General features: G+C 64.1%; 26 protein-coding genes, 1 rRNA gene and 1 other RNA gene. 12 read left to right on the forward strand and 16 right to left on the reverse strand.

The window, feature by feature from the left end:
• Positions 1-109: ribosomal RNA gene (locus BMW75_RS12200) — 16S ribosomal RNA — on the reverse strand; the annotation flags it as partial.
• Positions 110-1,032: 923 nt separating this feature from the next.
• Positions 1,033-1,509 carry an Lrp/AsnC family transcriptional regulator gene (locus BMW75_RS12205; RefSeq protein WP_076521931.1) on the reverse strand — a complete coding sequence of 159 codons (477 nt, stop codon included), beginning with the start codon at positions 1,507-1,509 and terminating at the stop codon, positions 1,033-1,035.
• Between the two features lie 156 nt (positions 1,510-1,665).
• Here BMW75_RS12205 and hppD point away from each other — a divergent pair, with 156 nt between their 5' ends.
• On the forward strand, positions 1,666-2,778 hold the full coding sequence (hppD, locus tag BMW75_RS12210) for a 4-hydroxyphenylpyruvate dioxygenase (protein WP_092579577.1): 1,113 nt from the start codon (positions 1,666-1,668) through the stop codon (positions 2,776-2,778).
• 169 nt (positions 2,779-2,947) lie between these two features.
• Here hppD and msrA read toward each other — a convergent pair whose 3' ends face one another.
• The 3 genes from msrA to ilvD all read right to left on the reverse strand — a co-directional run bounded on the left by msrA (position 2,948) and on the right by ilvD (position 5,583).
• Entirely contained in the window at positions 2,948-3,502 is a 555-nt protein-coding gene (msrA, locus tag BMW75_RS12215; RefSeq protein WP_092579579.1) for a peptide-methionine (S)-S-oxide reductase MsrA, read from the reverse strand.
• A gap of 76 nt (positions 3,503-3,578) precedes the next feature.
• Positions 3,579-3,914, reverse strand: coding sequence for a c-type cytochrome (locus BMW75_RS12220; protein ID WP_076521930.1), 336 nt, complete (start codon positions 3,912-3,914; stop codon positions 3,579-3,581).
• The gene (gene ilvD, locus BMW75_RS12225; RefSeq protein WP_092579581.1) at positions 3,898-5,583 is read right to left on the reverse strand and encodes a dihydroxy-acid dehydratase; all 1,686 of its coding nucleotides are present in this window, start codon (positions 5,581-5,583) and stop codon (positions 3,898-3,900) included. Before ilvD ends, BMW75_RS12220 begins: the two co-directional genes overlap by 17 nt.
• A gap of 130 nt (positions 5,584-5,713) precedes the next feature.
• Between ilvD and lgt the strand changes: the two genes are divergently transcribed.
• Positions 5,714-6,502, forward strand: a complete 789-nt coding sequence (gene lgt, locus BMW75_RS12230; RefSeq protein WP_092579583.1) for a prolipoprotein diacylglyceryl transferase — start codon at positions 5,714-5,716, stop codon at positions 6,500-6,502.
• On the opposite strand, the gene BMW75_RS12235 is transcribed toward lgt, so the two are convergent.
• The 4 genes from BMW75_RS12235 to BMW75_RS12250 form a co-directional block, all read right to left on the reverse strand.
• Positions 6,477-7,241, reverse strand: a complete 765-nt coding sequence (locus tag BMW75_RS12235) for an SIMPL domain-containing protein (protein ID WP_092579585.1) — start codon at positions 7,239-7,241, stop codon at positions 6,477-6,479. The two genes, lgt and BMW75_RS12235, sit on opposite strands and share 26 nt — an antisense overlap.
• Positions 7,242-7,324: 83 nt before the next feature.
• Positions 7,325-7,510: non-coding RNA, 6S RNA (ssrS, locus tag BMW75_RS12240), on the reverse strand.
• Positions 7,511-7,552: 42 nt separating this feature from the next.
• Positions 7,553-7,864, reverse strand: coding sequence for a cell division protein ZapA (locus BMW75_RS12245; protein ID WP_076518838.1), 312 nt, complete (start codon positions 7,862-7,864; stop codon positions 7,553-7,555).
• On the reverse strand, positions 7,864-8,310 hold the full coding sequence (locus BMW75_RS12250; RefSeq protein WP_076518837.1) for a hypothetical protein: 447 nt from the start codon (positions 8,308-8,310) through the stop codon (positions 7,864-7,866). The genes BMW75_RS12245 and BMW75_RS12250 overlap by 1 nt, the downstream gene beginning before the upstream one ends.
• Before the next feature lie 479 nt (positions 8,311-8,789).
• Between BMW75_RS12250 and BMW75_RS12255 the strand changes: the two genes are divergently transcribed.
• From BMW75_RS12255 to BMW75_RS12270, 4 genes are all read left to right on the forward strand, one after another.
• Positions 8,790-9,254 carry a tripartite tricarboxylate transporter TctB family protein gene (locus BMW75_RS12255; protein ID WP_076518836.1) on the forward strand — a complete coding sequence of 155 codons (465 nt, stop codon included), beginning with the start codon at positions 8,790-8,792 and terminating at the stop codon, positions 9,252-9,254.
• 13 nt (positions 9,255-9,267) lie between these two features.
• On the forward strand, positions 9,268-10,773 hold the full coding sequence (locus BMW75_RS12260) for a tripartite tricarboxylate transporter permease (RefSeq protein WP_092579587.1): 1,506 nt from the start codon (positions 9,268-9,270) through the stop codon (positions 10,771-10,773).
• A 181-nt stretch (positions 10,774-10,954) separates the two neighbouring features.
• Complete coding sequence (locus BMW75_RS12265) at positions 10,955-12,559, forward strand: gamma-glutamyltransferase family protein (protein ID WP_092579589.1); 1,605 nt, start codon at positions 10,955-10,957, stop codon at positions 12,557-12,559.
• A gap of 57 nt (positions 12,560-12,616) precedes the next feature.
• Positions 12,617-13,522 carry an NAD(P)-dependent oxidoreductase gene (locus BMW75_RS12270; RefSeq protein ID WP_092579591.1) on the forward strand — a complete coding sequence of 302 codons (906 nt, stop codon included), beginning with the start codon at positions 12,617-12,619 and terminating at the stop codon, positions 13,520-13,522.
• Positions 13,523-13,683: 161 nt separating this feature from the next.
• Here the strand turns inward: BMW75_RS12270 and BMW75_RS12275 are convergent, their stop codons facing one another.
• A complete protein-coding gene (locus BMW75_RS12275; RefSeq protein ID WP_076518832.1) occupies positions 13,684-14,313 on the reverse strand; it encodes an FMN-dependent NADH-azoreductase in 630 nt (209 codons plus the stop codon).
• A 195-nt stretch (positions 14,314-14,508) separates the two neighbouring features.
• Between BMW75_RS12275 and BMW75_RS12280 the strand changes: the two genes are divergently transcribed.
• Positions 14,509-15,444, forward strand: a complete 936-nt coding sequence (locus BMW75_RS12280; protein ID WP_092579593.1) for a LysR family transcriptional regulator — start codon at positions 14,509-14,511, stop codon at positions 15,442-15,444.
• Here BMW75_RS12280 and BMW75_RS12285 read toward each other — a convergent pair.
• The 6 genes from BMW75_RS12285 to BMW75_RS12310 all read right to left on the reverse strand — a co-directional run bounded on the left by BMW75_RS12285 (position 15,438) and on the right by BMW75_RS12310 (position 21,473).
• Entirely contained in the window at positions 15,438-16,367 is a 930-nt protein-coding gene (locus BMW75_RS12285; protein WP_076518830.1) for a 2-hydroxyacid dehydrogenase, read from the reverse strand. The genes BMW75_RS12280 and BMW75_RS12285 overlap by 7 nt on opposite strands.
• 110 nt (positions 16,368-16,477) lie before the next feature.
• On the reverse strand, positions 16,478-18,001 hold the full coding sequence (locus BMW75_RS12290) for a tripartite tricarboxylate transporter permease (RefSeq protein WP_092579595.1): 1,524 nt from the start codon (positions 17,999-18,001) through the stop codon (positions 16,478-16,480).
• A 6-nt stretch (positions 18,002-18,007) separates the two neighbouring features.
• Positions 18,008-18,487, reverse strand: coding sequence for a tripartite tricarboxylate transporter TctB family protein (locus BMW75_RS12295; RefSeq protein ID WP_172805874.1), 480 nt, complete (start codon positions 18,485-18,487; stop codon positions 18,008-18,010).
• A 213-nt stretch (positions 18,488-18,700) separates the two neighbouring features.
• Complete coding sequence (locus BMW75_RS12300) at positions 18,701-20,233, reverse strand: sensor histidine kinase (RefSeq protein ID WP_231952249.1); 1,533 nt, start codon at positions 20,231-20,233, stop codon at positions 18,701-18,703.
• Complete coding sequence (locus BMW75_RS12305) at positions 20,234-20,920, reverse strand: response regulator (RefSeq protein ID WP_076518827.1); 687 nt, start codon at positions 20,918-20,920, stop codon at positions 20,234-20,236.
• Positions 20,901-21,473, reverse strand: a complete 573-nt coding sequence (locus BMW75_RS12310; protein WP_056327909.1) for an RNA pyrophosphohydrolase — start codon at positions 21,471-21,473, stop codon at positions 20,901-20,903. Before BMW75_RS12310 ends, BMW75_RS12305 begins: the two co-directional genes overlap by 20 nt.
• Before the next feature lie 65 nt (positions 21,474-21,538).
• Between BMW75_RS12310 and BMW75_RS12315 the strand changes: the two genes are divergently transcribed.
• The 5 genes from BMW75_RS12315 to tolA all read left to right on the forward strand — a co-directional run bounded on the left by BMW75_RS12315 (position 21,539) and on the right by tolA (position 26,138).
• Positions 21,539-23,269, forward strand: coding sequence for a proline--tRNA ligase (locus BMW75_RS12315; protein ID WP_092579597.1), 1,731 nt, complete (start codon positions 21,539-21,541; stop codon positions 23,267-23,269).
• Between the two features lie 81 nt (positions 23,270-23,350).
• Positions 23,351-23,773, forward strand: coding sequence for a tol-pal system-associated acyl-CoA thioesterase (gene ybgC / locus BMW75_RS12320; RefSeq protein ID WP_092579599.1), 423 nt, complete (start codon positions 23,351-23,353; stop codon positions 23,771-23,773).
• A 2-nt stretch (positions 23,774-23,775) separates the two neighbouring features.
• Positions 23,776-24,456, forward strand: a complete 681-nt coding sequence (gene tolQ, locus BMW75_RS12325) for a protein TolQ (RefSeq protein WP_056327907.1) — start codon at positions 23,776-23,778, stop codon at positions 24,454-24,456.
• Positions 24,456-24,917: a protein TolR gene (tolR, locus tag BMW75_RS12330; RefSeq protein ID WP_092579601.1), complete on the forward strand. Its 462-nt coding sequence runs from the start codon at positions 24,456-24,458 to the stop codon at positions 24,915-24,917. The genes tolQ and tolR overlap by 1 nt, the downstream gene beginning before the upstream one ends.
• A gap of 39 nt (positions 24,918-24,956) precedes the next feature.
• Complete coding sequence (tolA, locus tag BMW75_RS12335) at positions 24,957-26,138, forward strand: cell envelope integrity protein TolA (RefSeq protein WP_092579603.1); 1,182 nt, start codon at positions 24,957-24,959, stop codon at positions 26,136-26,138.
• The last annotated feature ends 4 nt before the right edge of the window (positions 26,139-26,142 follow it).

The raw sequence follows: 26,142 nt of genomic DNA on the forward strand, positions 1-26,142 counted from the left end.
CACCCGTTCGCCACTCGCCACCAGACCGAAGTCCGTGCTGCCGTTCGACTTGCATGTGTAAGGCATCCCGCTAGCGTTCAATCTGAGCCAGGATCAAACTCTTCAGTTTAATCTCTGTATTTGTTTCGTATTCTTGGTCTGCCTTGGCTTACGCCAATTCAAACCAGGTCATACGTCGCTACTCAAAGGAAGTGAGGTATGTTCTTAAACTTGACGTCTAAGGTACTTCACTTCTAGTGAGCACTTGATTTCTTGTGCTTGCGATTAAGGCCGAAACCCAAACCGCTGCACTCGCATCAAGCGCCCACACTTATCGGTTGTTTAGTTGTTAAAGAGCGGGTACTACTAATTCAATCTAATCACTGCGCTGACTTCTCAGCGCTTAGCGACTATCGAAACTTCAGGGTAAACCCTAATTTTTCGGCAACCGCCAAGCCCTCTACTATAACACAGCTTTTGCAGATTGTGCAACTGGCTTCTGCCTGATTTGCACCACATCCTGCAACCTCGTTTCTTAGAAGCGACCCTGAACTCAGGGGCCGGTTACCGCACAGGTGACTGGAAGTGGATTCGGGTAAACCCTGATTCGTCATTACCAGCCAAGCCCAAGACTATAGCACAATTTTTGCGGATCGTGCAACTGGCTTCTGCCTAATTTGCTCCAATCCTTGCACAAACCGCGTCGCCGTCACTGCTGAGGGCTTTTGCGGCAGATCGGGCTAAATCGGCCAGACCTGTTGCACTTGCTTGGCTTCGCTGTTCAAAACTGCTTGAGCAGCGAAGGAGCGAGACTATAGCACAGAAATTTGGCGTGTGTCGCCAGCATGACACCCATTTTGCAGAAATATGATTCTTTATGGGGACGACCTTGCAATTCGCCCCGGTCTGGTCCGTGCGTGCGACGACTCGCCAGCCTTCTTCGCTCTATCTATATAGAACGCTCTATATAGAAAGCTCGCCGCGCGAGACATGGGCGGCGCAGGTTTGTGTGCGTGAACGGGCGCCCGCCTGCGAAGCACATTCAAACAAAGACTAGAGGCGCAACTCCGTCGTTTCCTTGATTTGCTGGAGGGCGAAGAATGAGCGCATGTCGATCACGGCCGGGTGTCGCATGAGGGTGTCCATGGCGAACCGGGAGAAATGCGCGAGGTCGGCCACCTGGATCCGCATCAGATAGTCCATGTCGCCGGACATGGCGTAGCACTCGACCACCTCGGGCCAGAGCTGGACGTCACGGGCGAAGTCGCTCATGGGTGCGTGACTGGAGCCGCTGTGTTTGTTAAGGCGGATGTTCACGTAGGCGAGCAGCCCCAGGCCGACCTTGGCGGCGTCGATCAGCGCTACGTACTTCTTGATGAAACCCTGTTCTTCAAGGCGCCTGACCCGACGCAGGCAGGGGCTGGGCGACAGGGAAATCCTGTCGGCCAATTCCTGGTTGCTGAGGCGGCCGTCCCGCTGCAATTCGGCCAAAATCCTTAAATCTGTCCTATCAAGCTCGATTGCAGACATGTTCAACCTCATAGTTTGAGTATGGAGCAATATTATTGCTCAACTCATCCCCTTTCGCGCCATGTTTGCAATCGTCTGCCCGTGCTTCGTACCTACAATCTGCGTCTAGACTTGAACAACAAGTCGTCCTCACAAAACATGCAAGGGAGCAGACTTATGAGCAGCGCTTTTCAACCGTGGGAGAACCCGATGGGCACCGCCGGGTTCGAGTTCATCGAATATGCCGCGCCGGATCCCGCCGCACTGCGCAAGGTGTTTGAGCTGCTGGGCTTCAAGGCCATTGCCAAGCACCGCCACAAGGATGTGACGCTGTACCGCCAAGGCGGCGTGAACTTCCTGATCAATGCAGAACCCGATTCCTTTGCCCAGCGCTTTGCGCGCCTGCACGGCCCGTCGATCTGTGCGATCGGCTTTCGGGTGCAGGACGCCAACGCCGCTTACAAGCGCGCGCTGGAACTGGGCGCCTGGGGGTTCGACTCGCATAGCGGCCCGATGGAGCTGAATATTCCGGCGATCAAGGGCATTGGCGATTCGCTGATCTACCTGGTCGACCGCTGGGCGGGCAAGGAGGGGCACGGCGGCATTGGCGACATCAGCATCTATGACGTGGATTTCGTCCCGCTGGATCCGGCCAATGCGCAGTCCGACGTCAACTGGCGCGGCGCGGGCCTGACGTTGGTGGATCACCTGACGCATAACGTGCACAAGGGCCGCATGGCGGAGTGGTCGGAATTCTATGAGCGGCTCTTCAACTTCCGCGAAGTGCGGTACTTCGATATTGAAGGCAAGGTGACGGGCGTGAAGTCCAAGGCGATGACGTCGCCCTGCGGCAATATCCGCATTCCGATCAACGAGGAAGGCACCGAGGAGAAGGGCCAGATCCAGGAATACCTGGACCTGTACCGTGGCGAAGGCATCCAGCACATCGCGATGGCGACGGACGATATCTACGCAACGGTCGAATCGCTGCGCAAGTCGGGCGTCGTCTTTCTGGACACGCCGGAGACCTACTACGAGCTGCTGGACCGTCGCCTGCCCAACCACGGCGAGGACGTGGCACGCCTGCAGCAGAATCGCATTCTGCTGGATGGTGCGCCCGGCGGCGGACTGCTGCTGCAGATTTTCACCGAGAATCAGATCGGTCCGATCTTCTTTGAGATCATTCAGCGCAAGGGCAATGACGGCTTCGGCGAGGGCAACTTCAAGGCCCTGTTTGAATCGATCGAGCTGGACCAGATGCGTCGCGGCGTGGTCAAGACCGTGGAATAAGACCCAGCGACGCCGGCACACGGCGTCGCGCCCTGGGCGCCTGATTTTCCAACCCCGCCGCATGGCGGGGTTTTTTGTGGGCGCAACCGCCATGACAAGGCCCCTTGTCGAACAGCGAAAACACTCGCCGCGAAAAGGGGCCTCGTGGACAACGCGCGTCGTGCAACGCTTAACGCTTCAAGCGGTCGTGGAATTGCTTGCGGAACTTGGCGACCTTGGGCGCGATGACGAATTGGCAATAGCCTTGCTCGGGGTGCAAGGCGAAGTAATTGCTGTGATAGTCCTCGGCCTGCCAGAAGCGGGCTGGCGGGAGCAGCTTGGTGACGATGGGCGCATCGTAGACCTGTTGCGCCTCGACCTCGGCAATGACGGCCTCTGCTTGCTCGCGCTGGGACTCGTTTTGCCAGAAGATCGCGGATTCATATTGCGGGCCGACGTCGTTGCCCTGGCGCCCCGGCGTGGTGGGGTCGTGGGTGGCGAAGAAGACGCGCAGCAGATCGCTGTAAGAGAGCTGCGCGGGGTCGAATTCGATACGCGCGACTTCAATGTGGCCGGTGTCCTTGCCGCAGACCTGCTCGTAGCTGGGGTTGTCGACGTGTCCGCCGCTGTAGCCCGGCAACACGCTCTGGACGCCGCGCAGGTCGGTAAACACTGCTTCGACACACCAGAAGCAACCGCCGCCTAGAACGGCGACTTCATTGCCCGGTGAGGGTTGTTCTGCCATGACGATTCCTTACTGATAGGCGGCCGCTGCGCGCGGCCCGCGCCCCCGGCTCGATGCCGGGGCATGAGATTCAAGGCTACTGCTTTGCCGGCGCCAGCGACAAGATCCATTCGGCCAGCGCGTGGGCATCTTCGGGAGACACGTGGGTCTGGGCGGGCATGGGGACGGCGCCCCATGCGCCGCGGCCACCGCCGCGGATCTTGCCCGCCAGGTAGTCCACCATGGCGTCGCCCTGCCCCGCATAGCGTTCGGCCACGCTCTGCAAGGGCGGCCCCACCCGCTTGACCTCCACCTGGTGACAGGCCATGCAGGCCTTGCTCTTGGCCAGATCCAGGCCAGTGGTTTGCGCATGCGCCGCGCCGGCACCCAGGACGCCGGCCGCGGCCACCAACAGACTAATCTTCAAATGCATCGGTTACTGCCCCACGGCTCGCGGTGCTGGCGAGCTTGCCGAACTTGGCAAGCACACCGCGTGTATAACGCGGCTTGGGCTGGACCCAGGCCTGGCGACGAGCCGCCATGTCTTCGTCGCTGATGTTGAGCTGCAGCAGCAGCTTGTGGGCATCGATGGTAACCGAATCACCCTCTTGAATCAGCGCGATGGGGCCGCCGACAAAGGCTTCGGGCGCGACGTGGCCTACGACCATCCCCCAGGTGCCGCCTGAAAAGCGGCCATCGGTGATGAGCCCCACGGTTTCGCCGAGCCCCTGCCCGACGAGCGCGGAGGTGGGCGCGAGCATTTCGCGCATGCCCGGCCCGCCCTTGGGTCCTTCGTAGCGGATGACGACCACGTCGCCATCCCGGATCTGCTGGGCCATGATGGCTGTCATGGCGTCGTCTTCGGAATCGAAGACGCGCGCCGGCCCCGTGATGACGGGGTTCTTCAGGCCGGTGATCTTGGCGACGCACCCTTCGGGCGACAGATTCCCCTTCAGGATGGCCAGATGGCCTTGGGGGTAGACCGCCCGATCGATGGGCATGATGACGTCCTGGTCGGCGCGCGGCGCATCGGGCACGTCGGCCAGGGTTTCGGCAATGGTCTTGCCGGTGATGGTGATGCAGTCGCCATGCAGCAGGCCGGCGTTGAGCAGCAGTTTCATGACCTGCGGAATGCCGCCGGCGCGATGCAGGTCGGTCGCGACGTACTTGCCGGAGGGCTTCAGGTCGCACAGCACGGGCACGCGCTTGCGGATGCGCTCGAAGTCGTCGATGGTCCAGGGCACTTCTGCGGCGTGCGCAATGGCCAGGAAGTGCAGCACCGCGTTGGTCGAGCCGCCGGTCGCCATGATGACGGACACGGCGTTTTCGATGGACTCGCGGGTGATGATGTCGCGCGGACGCAGGTTGCGCTTGACCGCGTCGACCAGCACCCGGGCGGATTCGGCGGCCGAGGTGACCTTTTCGTCGTCTTCGTTGGCCATGGTGCTGGAATACGGCAGGCTCATGCCCATGGCCTCGAAAGCGGAACTCATCGTGTTGGCCGTGTACATGCCGCCGCAGGAGCCCGAGCCCGGGATCGCGCATTTCTCGATCTGCTTGAAATCCTCTTCGGGCATGCGGCCCATGGTGTATTCGCCCACCGCCTCGAAGACGGACACGATGGTGAGGTCATTGCCCTTGTAGCGGCCCGGCTTGATCGTCCCGCCGTAGACGTAGATGCCCGGCACATTGGTGCGCGCAAGGGCGATCATGCCGCCGGGCATGTTCTTGTCGCAGCCGCCGATCACGACGACGCCGTCCATCCACTGCCCCTGCGCGGCGGTCTCGATGCAGTCGGCGATGACTTCGCGCGAGACCAACGAGTACTTCATGCCTTCGGTGCCCATGGACATGCCATCGGAGATGGTGGGCGTGCCGAACACCTGGGGATTGGCGCGCGAGGCGCGGATCGCGTCGATGGCCGCATCGGCCAGCCGCTGCAGGCCGCTATTACAGGGCGTGATCGTCGAGTGGCCGTTGGCCACGCCGATCATGGGATTTTCGAAATCAGCTTCTTTGTAGCCCAGCGCGTAATACATGGCGCGATTGGGTGCGCGCGCGACGCCTTGGGTGATGTGGCGGGAACGTTCGTTGTGCGGCATGGTCAGTGTCTCCTGTCGGCCGTCGGGGCGCGGACATGGCGAACGCACCCGGGGAAGCTGGCTCGCTTGCAATGCGAATCTTCAGTGCTCGCCGGTTATTATCATTCAACTTTATTGTGTCGGGCAGAACATGCTGGAATATCCAAAATTCGACCCCATCGCCCTGCAGATCGGGCCGCTCGCCATCCACTGGTATGGGCTGATGTACCTGGCGGGCTTCGCGCTCGTGTACCTGCTGGGCCGCCACCGCATCAAGAGCGGGCACACCACGTCGCTCAATGTGCGAGACCTGGAAGACCTGATCTTCTATAGCGTGCTGGGCGTGGTGCTGGGTGGGCGGCTGGGATACGTGCTGTTCTACAAGCCGGGCTATTACCTGTCCCATCCGCTGGAGGTGCTGTACCTGTGGCAGGGCGGCATGTCCTTCCACGGCGGCCTGATCGGCGTGATCCTGGTGATGCTGCTGTTCGCGCGCAAGAAGGGCCTGCCGTTCTTTGCGATCAGCGATTTCATTGCGCCGTTGATTCCGCTGGGCCTGGGCTTTGGCCGGCTGGGCAATTTCATCAATGGCGAGTTGTGGGGCCGCCCCACTGACGTGCCCTGGGCGATGGTGTTCCCCGATAGCGGCGACGGGCTGCCTCGGCATCCGTCGCAGCTCTATGAGCTGGGACTGGAAGGCATCGTGCTGTTTGCGTTGCTGTGGTGGTTCTCGAGCAAGCCGCGTCCGTTGGGCCAGGTGAGCGGGCTATTCCTGATGGGCTACGGAACGTTCCGCTTCCTGGTGGAATTCACCCGCGAGCCGGACAACTTCCTGGGTCTGCTCGCGGGCGGGTTGAGCATGGGGCAGTGGCTGTCCCTGCCGATGGTCGCCCTGGGCGCCATCATGTTCAGCCTTACTGCAAAACGATCGTCCCGTTGACCGCGACGCTGACCGTCACGTTCCCCGCTTCCAGGGGAACGCTGGCGTCGGCGCTGCTGAAGGACCCGCCTTTCGCCATTGCCGCGCCCATCATGCGCGGCATCGGCACGGGGCCGCCCGATCCGCCGAGTTCCAGCTTGGACAGGCGATAGCCCGAGAAGCCGAAGGCATTGGCCGCGGCCAGTGCGCGGTCCTTGAACGCCTGGGCCGCTTCTTTCAGCAGCTTTCGTTCTTCGGCCTCGCGCGCGGCCGGCGACAGCGAGAAGCTGATGTTGGAAATGGCGGTCTTGTCGGACAGCTTGGAAGCGAGGGCCGCGGCGGCGGCGAAATCCTTGGATTCCAGCACGATCTCGCCCTGCCCGCGCCACGACGCGATCTTTCCCTTGTTGTTCATGTTGGGCCAGACGTTGAAATTGCTGGTGCGCACGTCGACGTCTTTGGTGTCGCGCGCCCGCTTGACCACGTCTTCGAGCGCGGCAGTCAGCTTCTGGCCGGCGGTCGGCTGGTCCGGGGCCTCGACTTCCGCGGACAATGCAATGCGAACGGTGTCCTGCTTGACCTCGGAAGACGCCATGGCTTGCAGCGTCATCTCGGGCGAGCGGTTCGCAGCCTGCTCGGCGGCTGGCGTTACGGACGGCGCCTGGGCCTGGGCGAATGCGGGCTGGGCGACTGCGATGGCGGCCACGGCTGCGCACGCCACACCAAGTCTGGTGAGCGAAAAAACACGGTGTTTGAACATGGACTGGTCCTAGGAGGGAGGACGGAGGGGGGATGGCCGAGGCACCCGGGGCGGACCTGCGCGCATGGCAGGTCCGCTGGGATAGATGCCCCGCCTGTGCCGTCAAGGCCGGCATCTCGAACCCTGAGGTTCAAGGTGGTCGCGTTCCGAAGAGCATCGGGTTCGTCTGCAAGAGACAATCACTCCAGCTCTGCACTCCCGCAACCAATATGCCAAAAAGACATAGGTTCAGAGAATGTATGGCCTAGTCACGAACACGGCAGGGACAAACTGAAAAATCTTGAATACTGCTTATGAACTGCTTATGAACGTTAGAGCAGTTTTTCCTGACCCGACAAGGCGTCATCGAGTACTGCGTTCATGTCCTCAATTCTACGCTTGAAGTCGCCGACCGCCAAACCGCCCAGCGGACCATCGGGTGCTTTCATTGCAAGCAGCTCGCCAGCGATCTGCAATGCAGCCATCACGGCGATGCGCTCATTGCTCGACACCTTGCCCGTGCCCTGGATGCGCAGCATGAGCTGATCAACGTGGCGCACGGCGGCCAACAGGGTGGGCTTTTCTTCGGCCGAACACGCAAGTGAGTACTCGCGGCCTAGGATCGATACGTCTACACGTTCCATTAGTGTTGCTCTCCGGACGGCGCACCCGGCAAGCGGGCCAGTACGGCGTCGATGCGCTCGCGGGCCGACGCGGCGGCCACACGCAGGCGCTGTAGTTCTGAGTCGCGCGATTGCAGACTGGCCTGCCATTCGTTTTCGCGGGCGGCGTAGCGGGACTCGAGCGCCTGACGCTCGGCGGTCTCGCGCGCGAGCTGTTCGCGCAGCGTGGCTTCTGCCTGCCTGGCCTGCTCGAGCATGGCGGACACGGCGCCGTCATGATCTTGAAGCTTGCTTTGCAGCGTGACGACCTCGGCTTCGCGCTCGGCGGCGCGCTGCTTGAGCGCGCGTTGTTCGGCTTCGAATTCGTTCACGCGCAGGCGCAACGTGTCGCGCTCGGCGTGGAGTTGGCGGGTGCGTTGCACCAGTTGCCCGATTCGGGCGGCGAGTTGGTCTAGATCTTGCAGCATGGGCGCTATCGTAAACCATCCTGGGTTGGACCGGGCCTCTTCACGCAAGGTGAGAAACCCGGCAATATTCAGTAGGAAATACGCGGGTGATTCGGGGCGCGAAGGTTACCGACTCTTCAAAGCCATGGAAAGTCCCATCGGTCGTAATTGCCGCATCCGGCCGATCCGGCTTTCGCCATTCTTTCTATAAACTTTCACTTAGCTTTCAAAAAGCCCTCAATCTTCCGCCCCCGTTACAAACGAGGATCGGGAGTTCCCCAATTCTAGGGAAAACCCCAGGCTTTCACCGACCTTACAGGGTTTGCAGCGTGGCAGGCGTCCATTACCATTCGGCCTTCCAAGAAACCACGTCGTCGCTTTCAGAATAACTAATGGCACCCTGAAGTGCCTTTTTTGTGCCTGTCACTCGCCTTTCGGCGAGCATCCATCCGGCTACAAACCTCTTTTATCTACATGCTGTAAACAGGAGCCAACCAATCATGCAGCTACGCAATCGACAGGACTTCTGGTCGGGGGTGATGTTCATCGCCCTCGGACTGGGATTCGCCTGGCAGGCAGGCAGCTACCAAATGGGTACTGCTGCCCGAATGGGCCCAGGGTACTTTCCTTTCTGGCTAGGCATCGTTCTCGCATTGCTGGGCGCCATCGTGCTGCTTAGCTCGCTGTCCAAGAAGGCCCATGAAACGCACGTCGACAAGTTCGACTGGCGCATCGTCTTCCTGGTGGTGGGCTCCGTGGTTCTGTATGGCTTGATCCTCAAACTGCTGGGCGTGTACATCTCGGTGTTCGTGCTGGTCGTCGTCAGCAGCCTTGCCAGCCATGAATTCAACCTGAAGGTCGCCGTCGCGAACGGCATCTTCCTGGTGCTGTTCACGTACCTGGCATTCATCAAGGGGCTGGGGCTGATTTTCCCGCTGTGGCCGTCGTTTCTGGGCATGAACTAAGGAGCCACCAGCCATGGAATTGTTTGACCACCTGATGATGGGTTTCTCGGTGGCGTTTACGCCCGAGAACCTGATGTACGCGCTGCTGGGCTGCATCCTGGGCACGCTGATCGGCGTGCTGCCGGGCATCGGCCCGGTTCCCACCATTGCAATGCTGCTGCCGATCACGTACGTGCTGCCCCCGATCGCCGGCCTGATCATGCTGGCCGGTATCTATTACGGCGCGCAGTATGGCGGCTCCACGACGGCAATTCTCGTGGCGTTGCCAGGGGAAACGTCCGCGGTGGTGACCGTGCTGGACGGCCACCAGATGGCCCGCAACGGCCGTGCGGGCGCCGCGCTGGCAATTGCCGCGCTGGGCTCGTTCTTCGCCGGCTGCGTCGCCACGCTGCTGCTGGCCGCCTTCGCGCCCCCGCTGGCTGAAGTGGCCTTCAAGTTCGGTCCCGCCGAGTACTTCTCGCTGATGTGCCTGGGCCTGGTGGGCGCTGTCGTGCTGGCCTCGGGCTCGCTGCCCAAGGCCATTGCGATGATCGTGCTGGGCCTGCTGCTGGGCATGGTCGGCACCGACGTCAATTCGGGCGTTGCGCGCTTCGACTTCGGCGTGCCGGAACTGCAGGACGGCATCGACTTTGCCATCGTGGCCATGGGCGTGTTCGGTTTTGCCGAAATCATGACCAACCTGGAGCAGAAGGAAAACCGCGTCGACATCACCGACAAGATCGGCTCGCTGTACCCGAACAAGCAGGAATTCAAGGAAGCCGCTCCCGCCGTCCTGCGCGGCACGGCGCTGGGTTCGGCTCTGGGTATCCTGCCGGGCGGCGGCGCGGTGCTGTCCTCGTTTGCTTCCTACACGCTGGAAAAGAAGATCTCCAGGAATCCGGAGCGCTTCGGCAAGGGCCACCCGGCCGGCCTGGCAGGTCCGGAATCGGCGAACAACGCCGCGGCCCAGACGTCGTTCATCCCGCTGCTGACACTGGGTATTCCCGGCAACGCCGTGATGGCGCTGATGGTGGGCGCGATGACCATCCACAACATCCAGCCCGGCCCGCAAGTCATGACGAGCCACCCGGAGCTGTTCTGGGGCCTGATCGCCTCGATGTGGATCGGCAACCTGATGCTGGTGGTGCTGAACCTGCCGCTGATCGGCCTGTGGGTCAAGCTGCTCAAGGTGCCCTACCGCATCCTGTTCCCCGCGATCCTGGTGTTCTGCACGATCGGTGTGTATTCGCTGAACTACAACCCGTTCGACATCTTCACCACGGCGATCTTCGGCATCATCGGGTACGTGTGGTCGAAGCTCAAGTGCGAAGGCGCCCCGCTGCTGCTGGGCCTGGTGCTGGGCCCCATGATGGAAGAAAACTTCCGCCGTGCCCTGCTGCTGTCGCGCGGCGACTTCTCCACCTTCGTGACGCGTCCGCTGTCTGCTAGCTTGCTGGCCGTCGCCGTGTTCCTGGTGATCCTGGTGGCCCTGCCGGCCATCCGCAAGAAGCGCGAAGAGACTTTCGTCGAAGAAGACTAAGGCAACGCGTGCCGCCCTGCGGCGGCGCCTTCGCCACAGAATCCCCGGGCCTGGCCCGGGGATTTTTTTTGCCCTGGCGCAAGGCGGAGTGAAAGATACAATTAATTACTCCGAGCAACCAATCGTACCCAACCGAGTCATCTACGTTAAGCTACGGGTTTACCCCACGCGATGATTCACCATGACTTTCGACTGGAAGAATCCCTATACGACGACCCGTACGCCCGTATTTGCCCGCAATGTCGTCGCCACCTCGCAACCGCTGGCCGCCCAGGCAGGCTTGCGGATCCTGGCGCAAGGGGGCAACGCGGTGGACGCGGCAATCGCCGCGGCATCCACGCTGGCGCTGACCGAGCCGGTCAGCAATGGCCTGGGATCGGACTGCTTTGCCATCGTCTGGGACGGCTCCAGGCTGCACGGCCTCAATGCATCCGGGCCGGCGCCTTCCGCCTGGAACGTGGACTATTTCCGCCGCAAGCACCAGGGCGCCGTCCCGGCCCGCGGCTGGGATAGCGTCACCGTCCCGGGTTGCGTGGCGGGCTGGGGCGCGCTGCACGAAAAGCTGGGCCGCCTGTCGTTCGCCGACATCCTGGCGCCCGCCATCGAGTACGCCGAACGCGGTTTCGCCATCACGCCCATCGTGCATCAGAAGTGGGCCGCGCAGGCCGACATCCTGCAGCCGCAACCCGGCTTCGCCGAGCACTTCCTGCCGCGGGGCCGCGCCCCGCACATTGGCGAGCGCTTCGTGCTGCCGGGCGCGGCGGCCACCCTCAAGCGCATCGCCGCGTCCAGCGGGCGCGATTTCTATGAAGGCGAGACCGCGCACAAGCTGGTGGCGCACGCGCAAGCGCACGACGCGGCCCTCACGTTGGCGGACCTGCGCGACTACGCCCCCGAGTGGGTGACGCCGATCAGCCAGTCGTACCGGGGCCACACGCTGCACCAGATTCCGCCGAACGGCCAGGGCATCGCGGCCCTGATCGCGCTGGGCATCCTGCAGAACTTCGACCTGGGGGCACGTCCGATCGACCATCCCGACACGCAACACCTGCTGATCGAGGCGATGAAGCTTGCATTTGCCGACGTCTACGCGCACGTGGCCGACGCGCGCCACATGCGGATTGCGCCTGAGCAGATGCTGCGCGCGGATTATCTGGCCGAGCGCGCGCGCCTGATCGATCCGCGATCGGCCCAGGCTTTCGCGTCGGGCCATGCGCCGCAAGGCGGCACGGTCTACCTGACCGCCGCGGATCGCAATGGCATGATGGTCAGCTTCATCCAGTCGAACTACATGGGATTCGGGTCCGGCGTCGTGGTGCCCGGCACGGGCGTCAGCCTGCAGAACCGCGGGCACTGCTTCAGCGCCGACCCGGCCCACCCCAACGTGGTCGCGGGCGGCAAGCGGCCCTTCCATACGATCATCCCGGGCTTTCTGATGCGCGACGGCGCGCCGGTGATGAGCTTTGGCGTCATGGGCGGCAACATGCAACCGCAGGGCCAGATGCAGGCCTTGGTGCGCATGCTGGACTACGGCCAGCAACCGCAGGCCGCTTGTGACGCGCCGCGCTGGAAATGGAACCGCGGCCTGGAAGTGGATCTGGAACCGACGGTCTCATCCGCCGTCGCCGACGGCCTGCGCGAGCGCGGTCACGTGCTGCAGGGCATGGACGATCCCTACATGGATTTCGGATCCGGCCAATTCATCTGGCGCCTGGGCGATCCGGCCGTGGACGGCTACGTCAGCGCCAGCGACAGCCGACGCGATGGGCTCGCCGCCGGCTTTTGATTGCGTTAAGGTTAGTGTCCTGAAACAGACCTACCCTTATTGAGCGGAGTCCATTGCATGGCAACGATCGGTACCAAGAGCTACGACGCGGTCGTGGCCCAGAAAGTCGCTTTCCTCGGATTGGGCGTGATGGGCTTGCCCATGGCCGGTCACCTGGCCCGCGCCGGGCATGACGTCACCGTCTATAACCGCACGCCCGCCAAGGCCCAGGCCTGGGTCGCCGAGTTCGGCGGCCATAGCGCATCCACGCCGCGCGAAGCGGTTGCGGAAGCCCAGATCGTCTTTGCCTGCGTGGGCAACGACGACGACCTGCGCAGCGTCGTGCTGGGCCCGGACGGCGCGTTCGCCGGCATGGCGCCGGGCGCCGTGTTCGTCGACCACACGACCGCGTCGGCGGACGTTGCCCGCGAACTGCATGCGCAAGCCAAGGAACTGGGCCTGAACTTCGTGGACGCGCCCGTGTCCGGCGGCCAGGCGGGCGCGGTGAACGGCGTGCTGACGATCATGTGCGGCGGGGAGCCGGCCGTTTTCGACGCCATCAAGCCCGTCGCGCAATGCTTCGGCCGCGCGGTCACGCTGGTGGGCCCCCCGGGCGCCGGACAGCTTGCCAAGATGGTCAACCAGATCTGCATCGCGGGGATCGTGCAGGGCCTGTCCGAAGCCATCGCGTTCGGCCAGGCGGCCGACCTGGACATGAAGCTGGTGCTCGACGTGATCAGCAAGGGCGCGGCGCAAAGCTGGCAAATGGAGAACCGCGGCGGCACCATGGTCGACGACAAGTTCGACTTCGGATTCGCGGTGGACTGGATGCGCAAGGACCTGGGCCTGGTGCTGGCCGAAGCGCGCAACAACGGCGCGCGCCTGCCGTTGACCGCGCTGGTGGACCAGTTCTACGGCGACGTCCAGAAGCTGGGCGGCGGCCGCTGGGACACGTCCAGCCTCATCAAGCGCCTGCGCGACTGACGCTGCATTTCGGCTGCAGTTCTGCCAAACGAAAATGGCGAGCCTCGGGGCTCGCCATTTTTTTTTTGGACATGCCCTCATGGTGTAGGGCGTAGATCGCAAGGCTTGCGACTTACGTCTCACGGCTTAGGGTTCACGGCTCATGGCCCATGGCCCATGGTTCACGCAGCGAGCGTGGCCTCGCTGGCAGCGGGCAGCAGCGCGTCGATGCGCTGCTTGGCGAGGGCCAGGCCTTCCAGCGCGGCGACTTCGCCCATGGCCATGCCTTCGGCCGCGATGAAGGTCACGTCGTGCATGCCCAGAAAGCCCAGCATCTGGCGCAGGTAAGGCGTCATCGTGTCCGAGGGCGTGCCTTCGGCCTTGCCGCCGCGCGCCGTCAGCACGACCACCTGTTTACCCTTGACCAGCCCCTCGGGCACGCCTTCCGGCGTATAACGGAACGTGACGCCGGCCCGGGCGAGGTGATCCAGATAGCTCTTGAATTGCGCCGGCAGGTTGAAGTTGTACACGGGCACGGCGAACACGATGCGGTCGGCCTCCATCAGCTCTGCCACGAGCGAATCGCTGAGTTCGACGAGGCGCTGCTGCTCCACGGTGCGGGCTTCGGCCGGAGTGAAGAGGGCGCCGGCGGTGTTGCCGTCGAAATATGGAATGGGCTGCGCGCCGATGTCGCGGACCTTGACCGCGGCCGCGGGGTTGGACGACTTGATGCGCGCGATCAGGTGATCGGCCAATTGCTTGCTGTTGGAACGCTCGCCGAGAATCGAGGAAAGGATGACCAGGGTCTTCATTGCAATATCTCCAGTGGGACCGCCCCGGGACGGGCGGCTGGACCTGTCGCCGCCGAGCCCGTCAGGATGATCGGGCGGGGCCTTGCCGCCGCGGCGGCGTTGGCAGATCCGTTGTGCATGACGTCACTGTAGATGGGTTAATTAGATACATAAATACGGGTATGATGAACTGTTCGTTCCAAACATAGAACAATCATGCAAGATCTAAACGACCTTTACTACTTTTCCCAAGTCGTTGAGCAAGGGGGGTTCAGCGCCGCCGCGCGGGCATTGGACATCCCGAAGTCCCGCCTCTCTCGCCGGATCTCCCACCTGGAAGAGAGCCTGGGCGTGCGCCTCCTGCAGCGCACCACCCGCCGGCTGCGGCTCACGTCCGCCGGCGAACGCTACCTGCACTACTGCCGGGAAATGGCCGCATCGGCGCGGGCGGCGGACGACGCCATGCGCCAATTGCAGGCCGAGCCCACGGGCCCGGTGATCGTGAGTTGCCCAGTGTCGATCGCCCAGGACGTGCTGGCTCCGCTGCTGCCCGAATTCCTGGATGCATGGCCCGCGATTTCCGTGCAGTTGCTGGTCACGAACCGGCGCGTGGACCTGATCCGCGAAGGCGTGGACCTGGCCCTGCGGGTCCGCACCAAGCTGGACACGGACGCGGAACTGGTCGTGCGCCACCTGGGCACCGCACGCGGCACGCTGGTGGCCAGCCCGGGTTATCTGCAGCGCCACGGCGCGCCGGACACGCCGCAGGATCTGGCGTCGCACACCACGCTGAGCTTCAGCGATCCACAGAACGAAGTGCGCTGGCCGCTGCGCAATGACAAGGGCGAAGAGGTGCAGATCGAACTGAAGCCGCAGCTGTCGTGCAACGATTTCATCGTCCTGACGGAGGCGGCCGTGCGTGGGCGTGGCATCGCCCTGCTGCCGTCGATCGCGACGCAGGAAGAACTGCGCCGCGGGCAGCTCGTGCCGGTGCTACCGCAGTGGCAATCGCCCGAGGGCATCGTGCACTGCATCTATCCGTCGCGGCGGGGCATGATGCCCGCCGTGCGCACCCTGCTGGACTTCCTGTCGCAGCGCCTGCCCTCGATGTACCAGCGGCTGGAGAAAGCCGCGGCGCCGGCGCCTCAGTAGCCGCGCGTGCGCTCGACCACGCCGGTGATGGGCTCGCCGCGCATCAGGCGCGCGACCTTGCCCGCGATCTGCTCGATGCTTTCGTCGCGCAGCGTGCGTGCCGCGATGTGCGGCGTGACGTGGACGCGCGGGTCGTGCCAGAACGGATGGTCCTTGGGCAGCGGCTCCTCGTGGAAAACGTCCAGCGTGGCCCCCGCGATTTCGCCCTCTTCGAGCATCTGCACCAGGTCGTCTTCGACCAGATGTTCCCCGCGGCCCACGTTGACCAGATGCGCATTGGGCAAGAGGCGCGACAGGGTTTCGCGATTGAGGATGCCCTGCGTATCCGGCGTCAATGGCAGCACGTTGACCAGAAAGCGCGTGCGCGCCAGGAAATCGGGCAATGCGGCTTCGCCGGCAAAGGACTGCACGCCGGGAATCTCGCGCGGCGAGCGCGACCAGCCTGCCACCGGATAGCCGAACTCGGCGAGCGTCTGCGCGACGCGCGCGCCCACCTGCCCCAGCCCCAGCACGCCCACCGGCCAATCGGCCTGGCGCGTGCCCTCGCGGGTATCCCAGTGCTGGCGCGCCTGGGCCTGGTCGAAGGCTTCGAAATCGCGCGAGACGCGCAGCAGCGCATACAGCGCGTATTCGGCCATCTGCACCGCCATGCCGGCGTCTTCGAGACGGACGATGCGCACGTGCGGGGGGATCTCCGGCATCTTCAGCAGCGCATCGACGCCCGCGCCCAGGTTGAACAAGGTCTGCAGCTGGGTTTCGTGCTTGAAGAGTTCGGCCGGCGGACGCCACACCAGGGCGACTTGCGCGCCGGACGGCGGGCCTTCGGGATTCCACACCGAGATGCGGCAGCCGGGCATGGCGGCCTCGAGGCGAGGCACCCAGGAATCAGGATCGTGATGGGGACAAGCAAAGAGAATATGCATGGTGGCAGCGGGCGAGCGATGAAAACCCCAAGCATGAGGGATGCTGGCGCACAAATCAAACGGCCCGGCGTGAAGCCGGGCCGTGTGCGCCTGCATCGAAAGACGGGCGATCAGGCGGTCTGCGGCACCTGGGGCTTGTTCTTGCCCTTGTTGCGACGCAGGTAGGCCCAGACCTGCAGCGCGACCAGCAAGGCGCTCGCGCCGATGAACCACGCGCTGATGGGCCGTTCGATGAACACCCCCAGGTCACCGCGCGACAACAGCAGCGCGCGGCGGAAATTCTCTTCGACCATGGGCCCCAGCACGAAGCCCAGCAGGATGGGCGCCACCGAAAACTCCAGCGTCATCAGGATGGCCCCGATCACGCCGAAGGCGAGGACTTCCCATATCTGGAAGAGGCTGTTCTGGGTGCTGTACACGCCCACTGCGATAAAGAACAGCGCGGACGGGAACAGGTAGCGGTAAGGCACCTGCAGCAGCTTGACCCACACGCCGATGAGCGGCACGTTCAGCACCATGAGCAGCACGTTGCCCACCCAGAAACTGGCGATCAGCCCCCAGAAGATGTCCGGATGCTCGGTGATGAGCTGCGGGCCGGGCTGGATGCCCTGGATCAGGAGCGCCCCCAGGATCAGCGCCATCACGGCGTCGCCGGGAATGCCCAGGCTCATCGTCGGGATGAAATCGACCTGCGTCTTCGAGTGCGACGACGCTTCGGGCGAGGCCACGCCGGCGATCATGCCGGTGCCGAATTTCTCGGGCGTCTTGGAAATCTTGCGTTCCAGCGCATAGGCGACGAACGTGGTGATGGTGGGACCGGTGCCGGGCATGGCGCCGAACAACGTGCCGACGGCCGTGCCGCGCACCATGGGCCAGAACGCCGTCTTGAGCTCCTGCTTGCTGGGCCGCATGTCGCGCAGGCGCAGCTTGGCGCCGCTGCCGATGATGGTCATGCGGTTCACGCTCATCAGGAAGTCAGCGACGCCGAACAGGCCCATCGAGATCGCGACCAGTTCCAGGCCGTCAGACAGGTCCAGCAGGCCGAACGAAAAGCGGATGGTGCCGGTGTTCACGTCCGTACCCACCACGCCGCACATCAGGCCGAACAGCGTCATCGCCACGCCCTTGAGCGGCGAGCCGCGCGACATGGTGGCGCCCGCCAGCAGGCCCAGCAGCATGATGGAGAAGATTTCCGTGGGCCCGAACTTGAACGCCACCTCGACCAGCAGGGGCGATGCGAAGATCATGACGATGATGCCGATCGACGCCGCGAAGAACGAGCAGATCATCGTGATGCCCAGCGCCGTGCCGCCCTTGCCCTGCTTGGTCAATGGATACCCATCGAGGCAGGTGACCGCGTGCGGCGGGTGCGAAGGCAGGTTGAGCAGGATCGCGCCGATCGCGCCGCCGTACTGCGAGCCGTAGAAAATCCCGGCCAGCATCAGGATGGCGGGCACGGGCTGCATGACGTAGGTCAGCGGCAGCAGGATGGAAATGGCCGACAGCGCGCCCATGCCGGGCAGCACGCCGATGAGGTTGCCCACCAGCACGCCGAAGAACGACCACATCAGGTTGTGCAGTTGGAACGCAACGCCAAAGCCGTACCAAAGGTCTACCAGAGCTTGAGAGATCATGGCGCTTCAACCCCAACGAAACAGCGGAAGCTGCAGTTGCAGCGCCCACCAGAAGACGACGACCGCGATCGCGGACATGGCGATCGACAGCAGGATGGCCTGCTTGATCGTGTTCTTGCGGTCGCCCAGCGCCGAGATGAAGACAATGGCGAACGTGGCGGGCAAGAGGCCGCCGTAATGGCCCAGCAGCAGGAAGGCCAGGATGCCGAGCAGGATGCACACGCTGCCGCGGATGTCGGGCATGCCGGTGGGATGGCCCTCTGCCGGCGCGGGCGCGGCAGGTGCGTCCGAGCGCGCCGACAGCGCGATCAGCACGCCGGTCAGCGCCAGCAGGCCGCCGAGCGCCGCGGGAAAGAAGCCCGGGCCCATGTGGCTGAGCGTGCCGATGTGATAGTCGGTTCCGCCGTAGATCGCGGCCAGCCCGATCAGGACCATCAGCGCGCCGCCGTAATAGTCCTTTCTGTTGATTGTCTTTTGCACTTCCATCCTCCTTCCTTGTGCCGGGCTGCGCCGGCCCGCGATGCGCCGCCCGAAACGAGCGACGCCCGGCCCCTGACGACAGGCCGGAACGCAGATTACGGAAGTAAGCTGCTAATCCGCTTTCTATGCGCTGTCGGGTTCCTGAATCCGGGGGTTATCCCTGATCGGCAGCGGCGACAGCCGCAAAAAACAAGGCGGAAAGGCAAGAAAAGGCGGGCGCTACTGATCGCCCTTGAGCTGGACCTCGGCGGGTCGCGGGTACTGGGAGACGGTGGGCGCCAGCGGCAGCCACAGCACCGACGCGAGGCCCACGCCCCCCTGACTGTTGGGCTCGCCGTCGCGCAACTCGATATCGCCGTCGTTGCGCCGGGCATAGGCGCGCGCGATGCCCAGCCCCAGACCGGAGCCCGAGGAGGCCACCGGCTTGTCCGTGCCCACGCGCTCAAAACGCGTGAAGGCGCGTTTGCGCATGACCGGCTCCAGGCCGGGTCCATTGTCGGACACGGCGACCTCGACGCGGTTTTCCACGGGGCAGACGGACACCGTGATCCGGGCGCCGACCGGCGCGTAATGGATGGCGTTGTGGACCAGGTTCGACAAGGCCTCGTGCAGTTCGGCCTCGTTGCCGGACACCTGCACGGGCGTGTCCTGCCCGTCTTCGGCGTCTGCCTGCACCCAGCCCAGGTCCTGCTGCTTCTCGTGCGCCAGCGGCAGGTACTGCAGGACGACTTCGCGCGATACGGCATTCATGTCCAGCAACTGGCGCGGAGTCTGACCGGCCTGGTTGGCGTGCGCCAGCGACAGGAGCTGTTCGGTGAGGCGGCGCGTGCGCCCGAGCTGGTCGACGATGGCGCGCAGGCCTTCGCGCGCGCGCGCCGGATCGCGTTCGCGCAGCGTGTACTGCGCCTGCGTCAGCATGATGGCGAGCGGGGTGCGCAACTGGTGGGAGGCGTCGGCCAGGAAGTTCGATTGCTCGTCGAGCACCCGCCGGTAACGGGCGATGTGGTGGTTGACGGCTTCGACGAGCGGCGCGACTTCGCTGGGCACGCGCGAGGCGTCCAGCGGCGTCAGGTCATCGGAGCGGCGCGCGCGGATGTCGGCCTGCAGCCGGCGCAGCGGCTTCAAGGCCCAGGACACGCCCCACCAGACCAGCACCACAACCAGCGCCAGCATCCGCGCGTCGCGCAGGATCTCCTGGCGCCGCGCACTGTTCTCGGCTTCGATGCGCTTGCCGGTGCTTTCGGCCACGACGACCAGCACCTGCCGATGCTGGCCCTGGTAATAGAGATCGCGCACCACGGACACGACCCGCACCGGATCGTTGCGATACACGCCGTCGTAAAAGATGGGCTGGCCATTCGAGCGCGGCCAGGACGGCGGACGCGGCATCTCCGGCATGCCCAGCAAGGTCTTGCCCTGGGTCACGGGCACGGGTGCGTCGTCGGGCAAGGGAGGATCGATTTCCTCGATGCGGAAATACTTGCGCAGGCCCGCCCGGGATTCCAGCATGACCTGCGCATACAGCGGCGTGGCCACCTGCAGGTTGCCGTCCGGCGTGAATTCCAGGCTGCTCTCCAGCACGCGCGCCGGTTCCACCAGCGCGCTGTCGTAGGCTTCGTTGGTGATTTCCGACAGGGTGCGATAGTCGTTCAGGCTGTCGATGACCAGCAGCACCACCACGCCCGGCAGCAGCAGGATGATCAGCAGCGCGCGGATGCCGACGCGCGGCAATCCGGGTATCCGCAGGCTCACCTAGGGTTCCGCGGACTCGCTGGCCACGCCTTCCAGCATGTAGCCCAGTCCGCGCACCGTCACGATGCGCACGTCGCTGCCGGCCAGCTTTTTGCGCAGGCGATGCAGCACGACTTCGATCGCGTCCGGATTGGCTTCGCTGTCATGCGTGAAGACCTTGCCGAACAAGTGCGCCTTGTCCACCGGATAGCCGCTGCGCGTCAGCAGCGCCGCCAGGGCGGCGTGTTCGCGCGGGGTCAGGAACAGCAGGGATCCGTCCAGGGTGAAGGCGCGGCTTTCGCTGTCGTAGGACAGCGAGCCGCACTGCAGGCGCGGATGCTGGCGGCCGCGGCTGCGCCGCACCAGCGCCGTCAGGCGGGCTTCCAGTTCTTCCAGCGCGAAGGGCTTGGTCAGGAAATCGTCCGCGCCCAGGTTCAGGCCGCGGACCCGGTCCTGCAACGCGCCCTGCGCCGTCAGCAGGAGGACGGGCGTGCGGTCGTCGCGGTTGCGCATTTCGCGCAGGACGACCAGGCCGTGCTTGTCGGGCAGGCGCAGGTCCATGACGATGGCGTCGTACTCGGTGCCGGCCATGAAGGCTTCGGCCGTGCGCGCGTCCGCCGCGTGATCGGGGACGAACCCGCTCTGGGCGAGCGCGCGCATCAGCCAGGACGCCATGTCCCGTTCGTCTTCAACCAACAATATGCGCATGACCGTCCGTTCCTTCGGGCAAATTCTCTGCTGCTCGCTGACCGTGCACCCGTTGGCGCAGGTAGCGGGTCTCGTGATGGCGCCGAAAGAGGATGGCTGACAACTCGTTCAACGCCTGGGTATAGACGTCTCGCTTGAACTCGATGACGGCATCCAGCGGAACCCAGTACTGGCTCCAGCGCCAGGCGTCGAATTCCGGATGCTGCGTCGCGCGCAGGCAAACGTCGCTGTCACGTCCCACCAGGCGCAACAAGAACCAAATCTGCTTTTGTCCTTTATAGTGGCCACGCCACTCACGCCGGACAAAGTGATCGGGCACGTTATAACGTAACCAATCGCGTGTACGCCCCAAAATACGGACATGCTCGGGCTTCAAGCCCACCTCTTCATGGAGTTCGCGATACATGGCCTGCACCGGGCTTTCGCCGTACTTGATGCCGCCCTGGGGGAACTGCCATGCATGTTCCCTGATACGCTTGCCCCAAAAGACCTCGTTTCTAGTGTTGACGAGAATGATGCCGACATTGGGGCGGTAGCCTTCGCGGTCAAGCATGGGCCACCCCCACCGAATTCAATACAATTACGGTCGATTATACGTATCTGCTGCCACCTTTAAACATGCGCGCATCCAACTACCACATCAACACCCTCAAAGAAGCCCCTTCCGAAGCGGAAGTCGCCAGCCACCAGCTGATGACCCGCGCCGGGATGATCCGCAAGCTCGCGGGCGGCATCTACACTTACATGCCCCTGGGCCTGAAGATCATCCGCAAGGTCGAGGCGATCATCCGGGAAGAAATGAACGCCGCAGGCGCCATCGAGCTGCTGATGCCGGTGGTGCAGCCGGCCGAGCTGTGGCAGGAATCGGGGCGCTGGGAGCAATACGGAGCGGAACTGCTGCGCATCAAGGACCGGCACCAGCGCGATTTCGTGCTGCAGCCCACGTCCGAAGAGGTCATCACGGACATCGCCCGCAATGAAATCCACAGCTACCGCCAGCTTCCGCTGAACTTCTATCACATTCAGACCAAGTTCCGGGATGAGCGCCGCCCCCGCTTCGGCCTGATGCGCGGCCGCGAATTCACCATGAAGGACGCCTATTCCTTCGACCGCGACGAAGCGGGCGCGCAGCGCAGCTACGACACCATGTTCAGCGCCTATATGAAGATTTTCGGCCGCCTGGGACTTGAGTTCCGCGCGGTGGCGGCCGACACGGGCTCCATCGGCGGCACGCGCAGCCATGAATTCCAGGTCATCGCCGACACGGGCGAGGACCTGCTGGTCTACAACGCGGATTCGGACTACGCCGCCAACATCGAGCTGGCCGAAGCCCCCAGCCTGTACCCCACCCGCGCCGCGGCCGCGCAGGCCATGGAAGACGTCCCGACGCCGGGCGCCGCCAAGTGCGAAGACGTCGCCAAGCTGCTGGGCATCCCGCTAGAGCGCACGATCAAGTCGATCGTCCTGGCCACCGATGGCGAAAAGGGCAAGGTCGACATCTGGCTGCTGCTCCTGCGCGGCGACCACGAACTGAACGAGATCAAGGCGGGCAAGCTGCCCGGGCTGTCGGGCTTCCGTTTCGCCACCGAAGCCGAGATCGTCGAGCATTTCGGCTGCAAGCCCGGCTACCTGGGCCCGGTCAAGACGGCCAAGCCCGTCCACGTGATCGCCGACCGCACCGTCGCCAACATGGCCGACTTCGTCTGCGGCGCCAACCGCGAAGATTTCCACACCCAGGGCGTGAACTGGGGCCGCGACCTGCCCGAACCGGAACAGGTGGCCGACCTGCGCAACGTCGTCGCGGGCGATCCCTCGCCGGACGGCAAGGGCACGCTGTCGATCCAGCGCGGCATCGAAGTGGGCCACGTCTTCTACCTGGGCAAGAAGTACTCCGAAGCCCTGAAGGCCACCTTCCTGGACGAAACCGGCAAGCCCGCCGTCCTGGAAATGGGCTGCTACGGCATCGGCGTGACCCGTATCGTGGGCGCCGCCATCGAGCAGAACCACGACGCGCGCGGCATCATCTGGCCCCGCGCGATCGCGCCTTTCGAGGTCGTGATCTGCCCGGTGGGCTGGGGCAAAAGTGAAACGGTGCGTGACACCGCGCAGAAACTCTACGAATCGCTGCTCGCGCGCGGCGTGGATGTGATGCTTGACGACCGCGATGCCCGTCCCGGCGTCATGTTCGCCGAGTGGGAACTGATCGGCGCGCCGCTGCGTGTAACAGTTGGAGAACGCGGCCTGAACGATGGTGTGGTGGAATTGCAGGCCCGGCGGGAAACCGAAGCGGCCAAGATTCCGGTAGAGTCCGCGCTTGAAGCCGTGCTGACGAAACTCGACACGCTTTGAACCCGGCCTGAACGCCAGACATACCCTATAGTAGCTACGGACTTCCCTGCGTCCCGACCCGCCTCTTCGTTACCCTGTATCGTGACCGATCCGAAGTCTGCCGAATCCACCCTGCAAGTCCGCGTCTACTATGAGGACACGGATGCAGGCGGGGTGGTTTTCTATGCCAACTACTTGAAATTCCTGGAGCGCGCCCGCACAGAATGGCTGCGCGATCTGGGAGTGAACCAATCCGGACTGGCCGCCAGCGAGCAACGGCTCTTCGTCGTCCGCGCCCTGGACATGTCCTACCGCAAACCGGCCAGGCTGGACGATTTGCTTACCATACGCAGCCGAGTCACCAAACTGGGCCGCGCTTCGATACACTTCGCGCAGCGTGCGGAACGCGACGGGGAACTGCTTGCCGAAGGCAACATCCAAGTCTGTTGCGTCGATGCCATTCAAATGCGGCCGGCGGAACTGCCGGCCGACGTTCGCGCAAAACTGGAATTCATTCAGGAATAACCATGCAAGTCACCAACGACATGTCGTTGCTTTCGCTGATTTCGCACGCCAGCGTGCCGGTCCAGCTCATCATGCTGATGCTGTTGGGCATTTCGATCATGTCCTGGACCTACATCTTCGCCAAGCGCATGGCCATCAAGCGGGCCCATGACCAGACGCGCCGCTTCGAAGACGACTTCTGGTCGGGCGGCGACCTGTCCATGTTGCAGCAGGCCGTGGCCTCGCGCCGCGACGAACAGGGCGCCCTCGCCCGCATCTTCGATGCCGGCATGACCGAATTCCTGAAGGCCCGCCGCGGCAACGCCAGCGGCGACGCCACCGCGGTGCTGGACGGCCCGCGCCGCGCCATGCGCGCCGCCTACCAGCGCGAAATGGACGCGCTGGAATCCCACCTGAACTTCCTGGCGTCCGCCGGTTCGGTGTCCCCCTACATCGGCCTCCTGGGCACGGTCTGGGGGATCATGCACGCCTTCATCGGCCTGTCGAACATGCAGCAGGCCACGCTGGCCTCGGTGGCCCCCGGCATCGCCGAGGCGCTGATCGCCACGGCAATCGGCCTGTTCGCCGCCATCCCGGCCGTGGTTGCCTACAACCGCTTCACGAATGACATCGACCGCATTTCGATCCGCTTTGACAGCTTCGTCGATGAATTCCTGAACATTCTGCAACGGCAGGTGCGCTAATGCCCTCGGTAAGCTCGCGCGGCAGGTCCGGCCGCCGCATGAAGGCCGACATCAACGTGGTGCCGTACATCGACGTGATGCTGGTGCTGCTGGTCATCTTCATGGTGACGGCGCCCCTGATCACGCCCGGGCTGATCCAGCTTCCGTCGGTGGGCGCCGCCTCCGACGTGCCGGTCAAACCGCTGGAAGTCCAGATTTCCGAAGACGGCAAGATCGCGCTGCGCATGCGCGAAGCCGGCGCCACCCTGCAGGACATCGCGCGCACCGAACTGGTGGCGCAAGTGCGTTCGCGCATTACCGCGGAAACCCCGGTGGTCATCGCCGCCGACGGCAAGGTGCCCTACGAGACGGTCGTAAAGGTCATGGACGAGCTGCGCACCAACGGGATCACCCGCCTGGGCCTGCTGGTGGACCAGTCCGCCGCAGCCGCCCAACAGCCCGCTCCCGCCAAGAACCGCTAACGCGCCGCCATCCGCCGGCCCGGCCGGCATGCACCGCACATGACGCCACCCATAATTCGACACCGCAGCGGCCCGCCGGCCACCCCGCCCAACAACGACAACCGGAATTCGCTCATTCTGGCCGTGGCGGTGCACCTGCTGCTGCTGGTCGCCCTGATCTTTGGCGTGAACTGGCACACCGAGAACCCTGGCCCCGTCCAGGTCGAACTCTGGGCGGACGGCAATTCGCCCGTCTCGCCGCCGCCCACGCCGCAGCCCGAACCGCCCAAACCCCAACCGAAGCCGCAGCCCGAGCCGGAGCCCGAAAAGGCGCCCGAACCGCCCCCGCCGCCTCCCCCGCCCCCGCCCGAACCCGAGCCGCAAGTCCAGGCCAAGACCGAGGAGGTCGATCCCGAGATCGCCATCCAGGAGGCCAAGAAGAAGCGCGAGCAGGAAGAGAAGGCGCGCGAGGCCGCCGAGGCCGCCAAGGAAAAGGCGCGTCTCGAAGAAGAGCGCAAGCAGGCCGAACTGAAGGAAAAGAAGCGCCTGGAGCAGGAACGCCAGGCCGCCGAGAAGGCTGCCGCGGAAAAAGCCGCTGCCGAGAAGGCCGCTGCCCAGAAGGCGGCTGCCGAAAAGGCTGCCGCCGAGAAAGCCGCCGCTGAAAAGGCCGCCGCCGAGAAGGCGGCCGCCGAGAAGGCGGCTGCCGAGAAAAAGGCCAAGGAAGAAGCCGCCAAGAAGGCGGCTGCCGAAAAGGCCGCTGCCGAGAAGGCCGCCGCCGAGAAGGCTGCTGCTGAAAAGGCTGCTGCCGAAAAAGCCGCCGCCGAGAAGGCTGCCGCCGAGAAGGCTGCCGCCGCGAAGAAGGCCGCCGCGGACAAGGCCCTGAAGGATGCATTCCGCAACGACGCCCTGGGCGCCGCGGGCATCCCCGGGGGCACTGCCGACCGCAACCAGGCGGGCGGCGGACGCGACAGCGGCTATGGCGCCAAGGTCCGCGCCTGCGTGCAACCCGGGGTGGCTTATCCGCCTCCGCCCCGCAGCGGCTCCGGAAATCCGACGGCACAATACCGGGTACAGTTAGGCTCTGACGGGAAGGTGAATGGCGTCACGTTGACCAGTTCTTCTGGCAACGCCGGCTTCGACCGCGCGGTCGAGACGGGCATCCGCCGTTGCAACCCGTTCCCGAAGCCCTCGACGGGCCGCTACGAACCCATTATTGACGTTGTCTACAGAATGTATGACTGACAGG

The organism is Achromobacter sp. NFACC18-2 (assembly GCF_900108985.1).
In the GTDB taxonomy this organism is placed as follows: Bacteria; Pseudomonadota; Gammaproteobacteria; order Burkholderiales; family Burkholderiaceae_B; genus Achromobacter.

Bases quoted from the DNA above. Each gene is read 5' to 3' on its own strand.
- tolR (WP_092579601.1), top strand. From the start codon at position 24,456: ATGCCCTCGGTAAGCTCGCGCGGCAGGTCCGGCCGCCGCATGAAGGCC.
- BMW75_RS12235 (WP_092579585.1), bottom strand. From the start codon at position 7,241: ATGTTCAAACACCGTGTTTTTTCGCTCACCAGACTTGGTGTGGCGTGC.
- BMW75_RS12245 (WP_076518838.1), bottom strand. From the start codon at position 7,864: ATGGAACGTGTAGACGTATCGATCCTAGGCCGCGAGTACTCACTTGCG.
- BMW75_RS12205 (WP_076521931.1), bottom strand. From the start codon at position 1,509: ATGTCTGCAATCGAGCTTGATAGGACAGATTTAAGGATTTTGGCCGAA.
- msrA (WP_092579579.1), bottom strand. From the start codon at position 3,502: ATGGCAGAACAACCCTCACCGGGCAATGAAGTCGCCGTTCTAGGCGGC.
- tolA (WP_092579603.1), top strand. From the start codon at position 24,957: ATGACGCCACCCATAATTCGACACCGCAGCGGCCCGCCGGCCACCCCG.
- BMW75_RS12315 (WP_092579597.1), top strand. From the start codon at position 21,539: ATGCGCGCATCCAACTACCACATCAACACCCTCAAAGAAGCCCCTTCC.
- BMW75_RS12270 (WP_092579591.1), top strand. From the start codon at position 12,617: ATGGCAACGATCGGTACCAAGAGCTACGACGCGGTCGTGGCCCAGAAA.
- BMW75_RS12265 (WP_092579589.1), top strand. From the start codon at position 10,955: ATGACTTTCGACTGGAAGAATCCCTATACGACGACCCGTACGCCCGTA.
- hppD (WP_092579577.1), top strand. From the start codon at position 1,666: ATGAGCAGCGCTTTTCAACCGTGGGAGAACCCGATGGGCACCGCCGGG.
- BMW75_RS12310 (WP_056327909.1), bottom strand. From the start codon at position 21,473: ATGCTTGACCGCGAAGGCTACCGCCCCAATGTCGGCATCATTCTCGTC.
- BMW75_RS12255 (WP_076518836.1), top strand. From the start codon at position 8,790: ATGCAGCTACGCAATCGACAGGACTTCTGGTCGGGGGTGATGTTCATC.
- BMW75_RS12260 (WP_092579587.1), top strand. From the start codon at position 9,268: ATGGAATTGTTTGACCACCTGATGATGGGTTTCTCGGTGGCGTTTACG.
- BMW75_RS12305 (WP_076518827.1), bottom strand. From the start codon at position 20,920: ATGCGCATATTGTTGGTTGAAGACGAACGGGACATGGCGTCCTGGCTG.
- BMW75_RS12285 (WP_076518830.1), bottom strand. From the start codon at position 16,367: ATGCATATTCTCTTTGCTTGTCCCCATCACGATCCTGATTCCTGGGTG.
- lgt (WP_092579583.1), top strand. From the start codon at position 5,714: ATGCTGGAATATCCAAAATTCGACCCCATCGCCCTGCAGATCGGGCCG.
- BMW75_RS12290 (WP_092579595.1), bottom strand. From the start codon at position 18,001: ATGATCTCTCAAGCTCTGGTAGACCTTTGGTACGGCTTTGGCGTTGCG.
- BMW75_RS12220 (WP_076521930.1), bottom strand. From the start codon at position 3,914: ATGCATTTGAAGATTAGTCTGTTGGTGGCCGCGGCCGGCGTCCTGGGT.
- ilvD (WP_092579581.1), bottom strand. From the start codon at position 5,583: ATGCCGCACAACGAACGTTCCCGCCACATCACCCAAGGCGTCGCGCGC.
- BMW75_RS12280 (WP_092579593.1), top strand. From the start codon at position 14,509: ATGCAAGATCTAAACGACCTTTACTACTTTTCCCAAGTCGTTGAGCAA.
- BMW75_RS12250 (WP_076518837.1), bottom strand. From the start codon at position 8,310: ATGCTGCAAGATCTAGACCAACTCGCCGCCCGAATCGGGCAACTGGTG.
- tolQ (WP_056327907.1), top strand. From the start codon at position 23,776: ATGCAAGTCACCAACGACATGTCGTTGCTTTCGCTGATTTCGCACGCC.
- BMW75_RS12275 (WP_076518832.1), bottom strand. From the start codon at position 14,313: ATGAAGACCCTGGTCATCCTTTCCTCGATTCTCGGCGAGCGTTCCAAC.
- BMW75_RS12295 (WP_172805874.1), bottom strand. From the start codon at position 18,487: ATGGAAGTGCAAAAGACAATCAACAGAAAGGACTATTACGGCGGCGCG.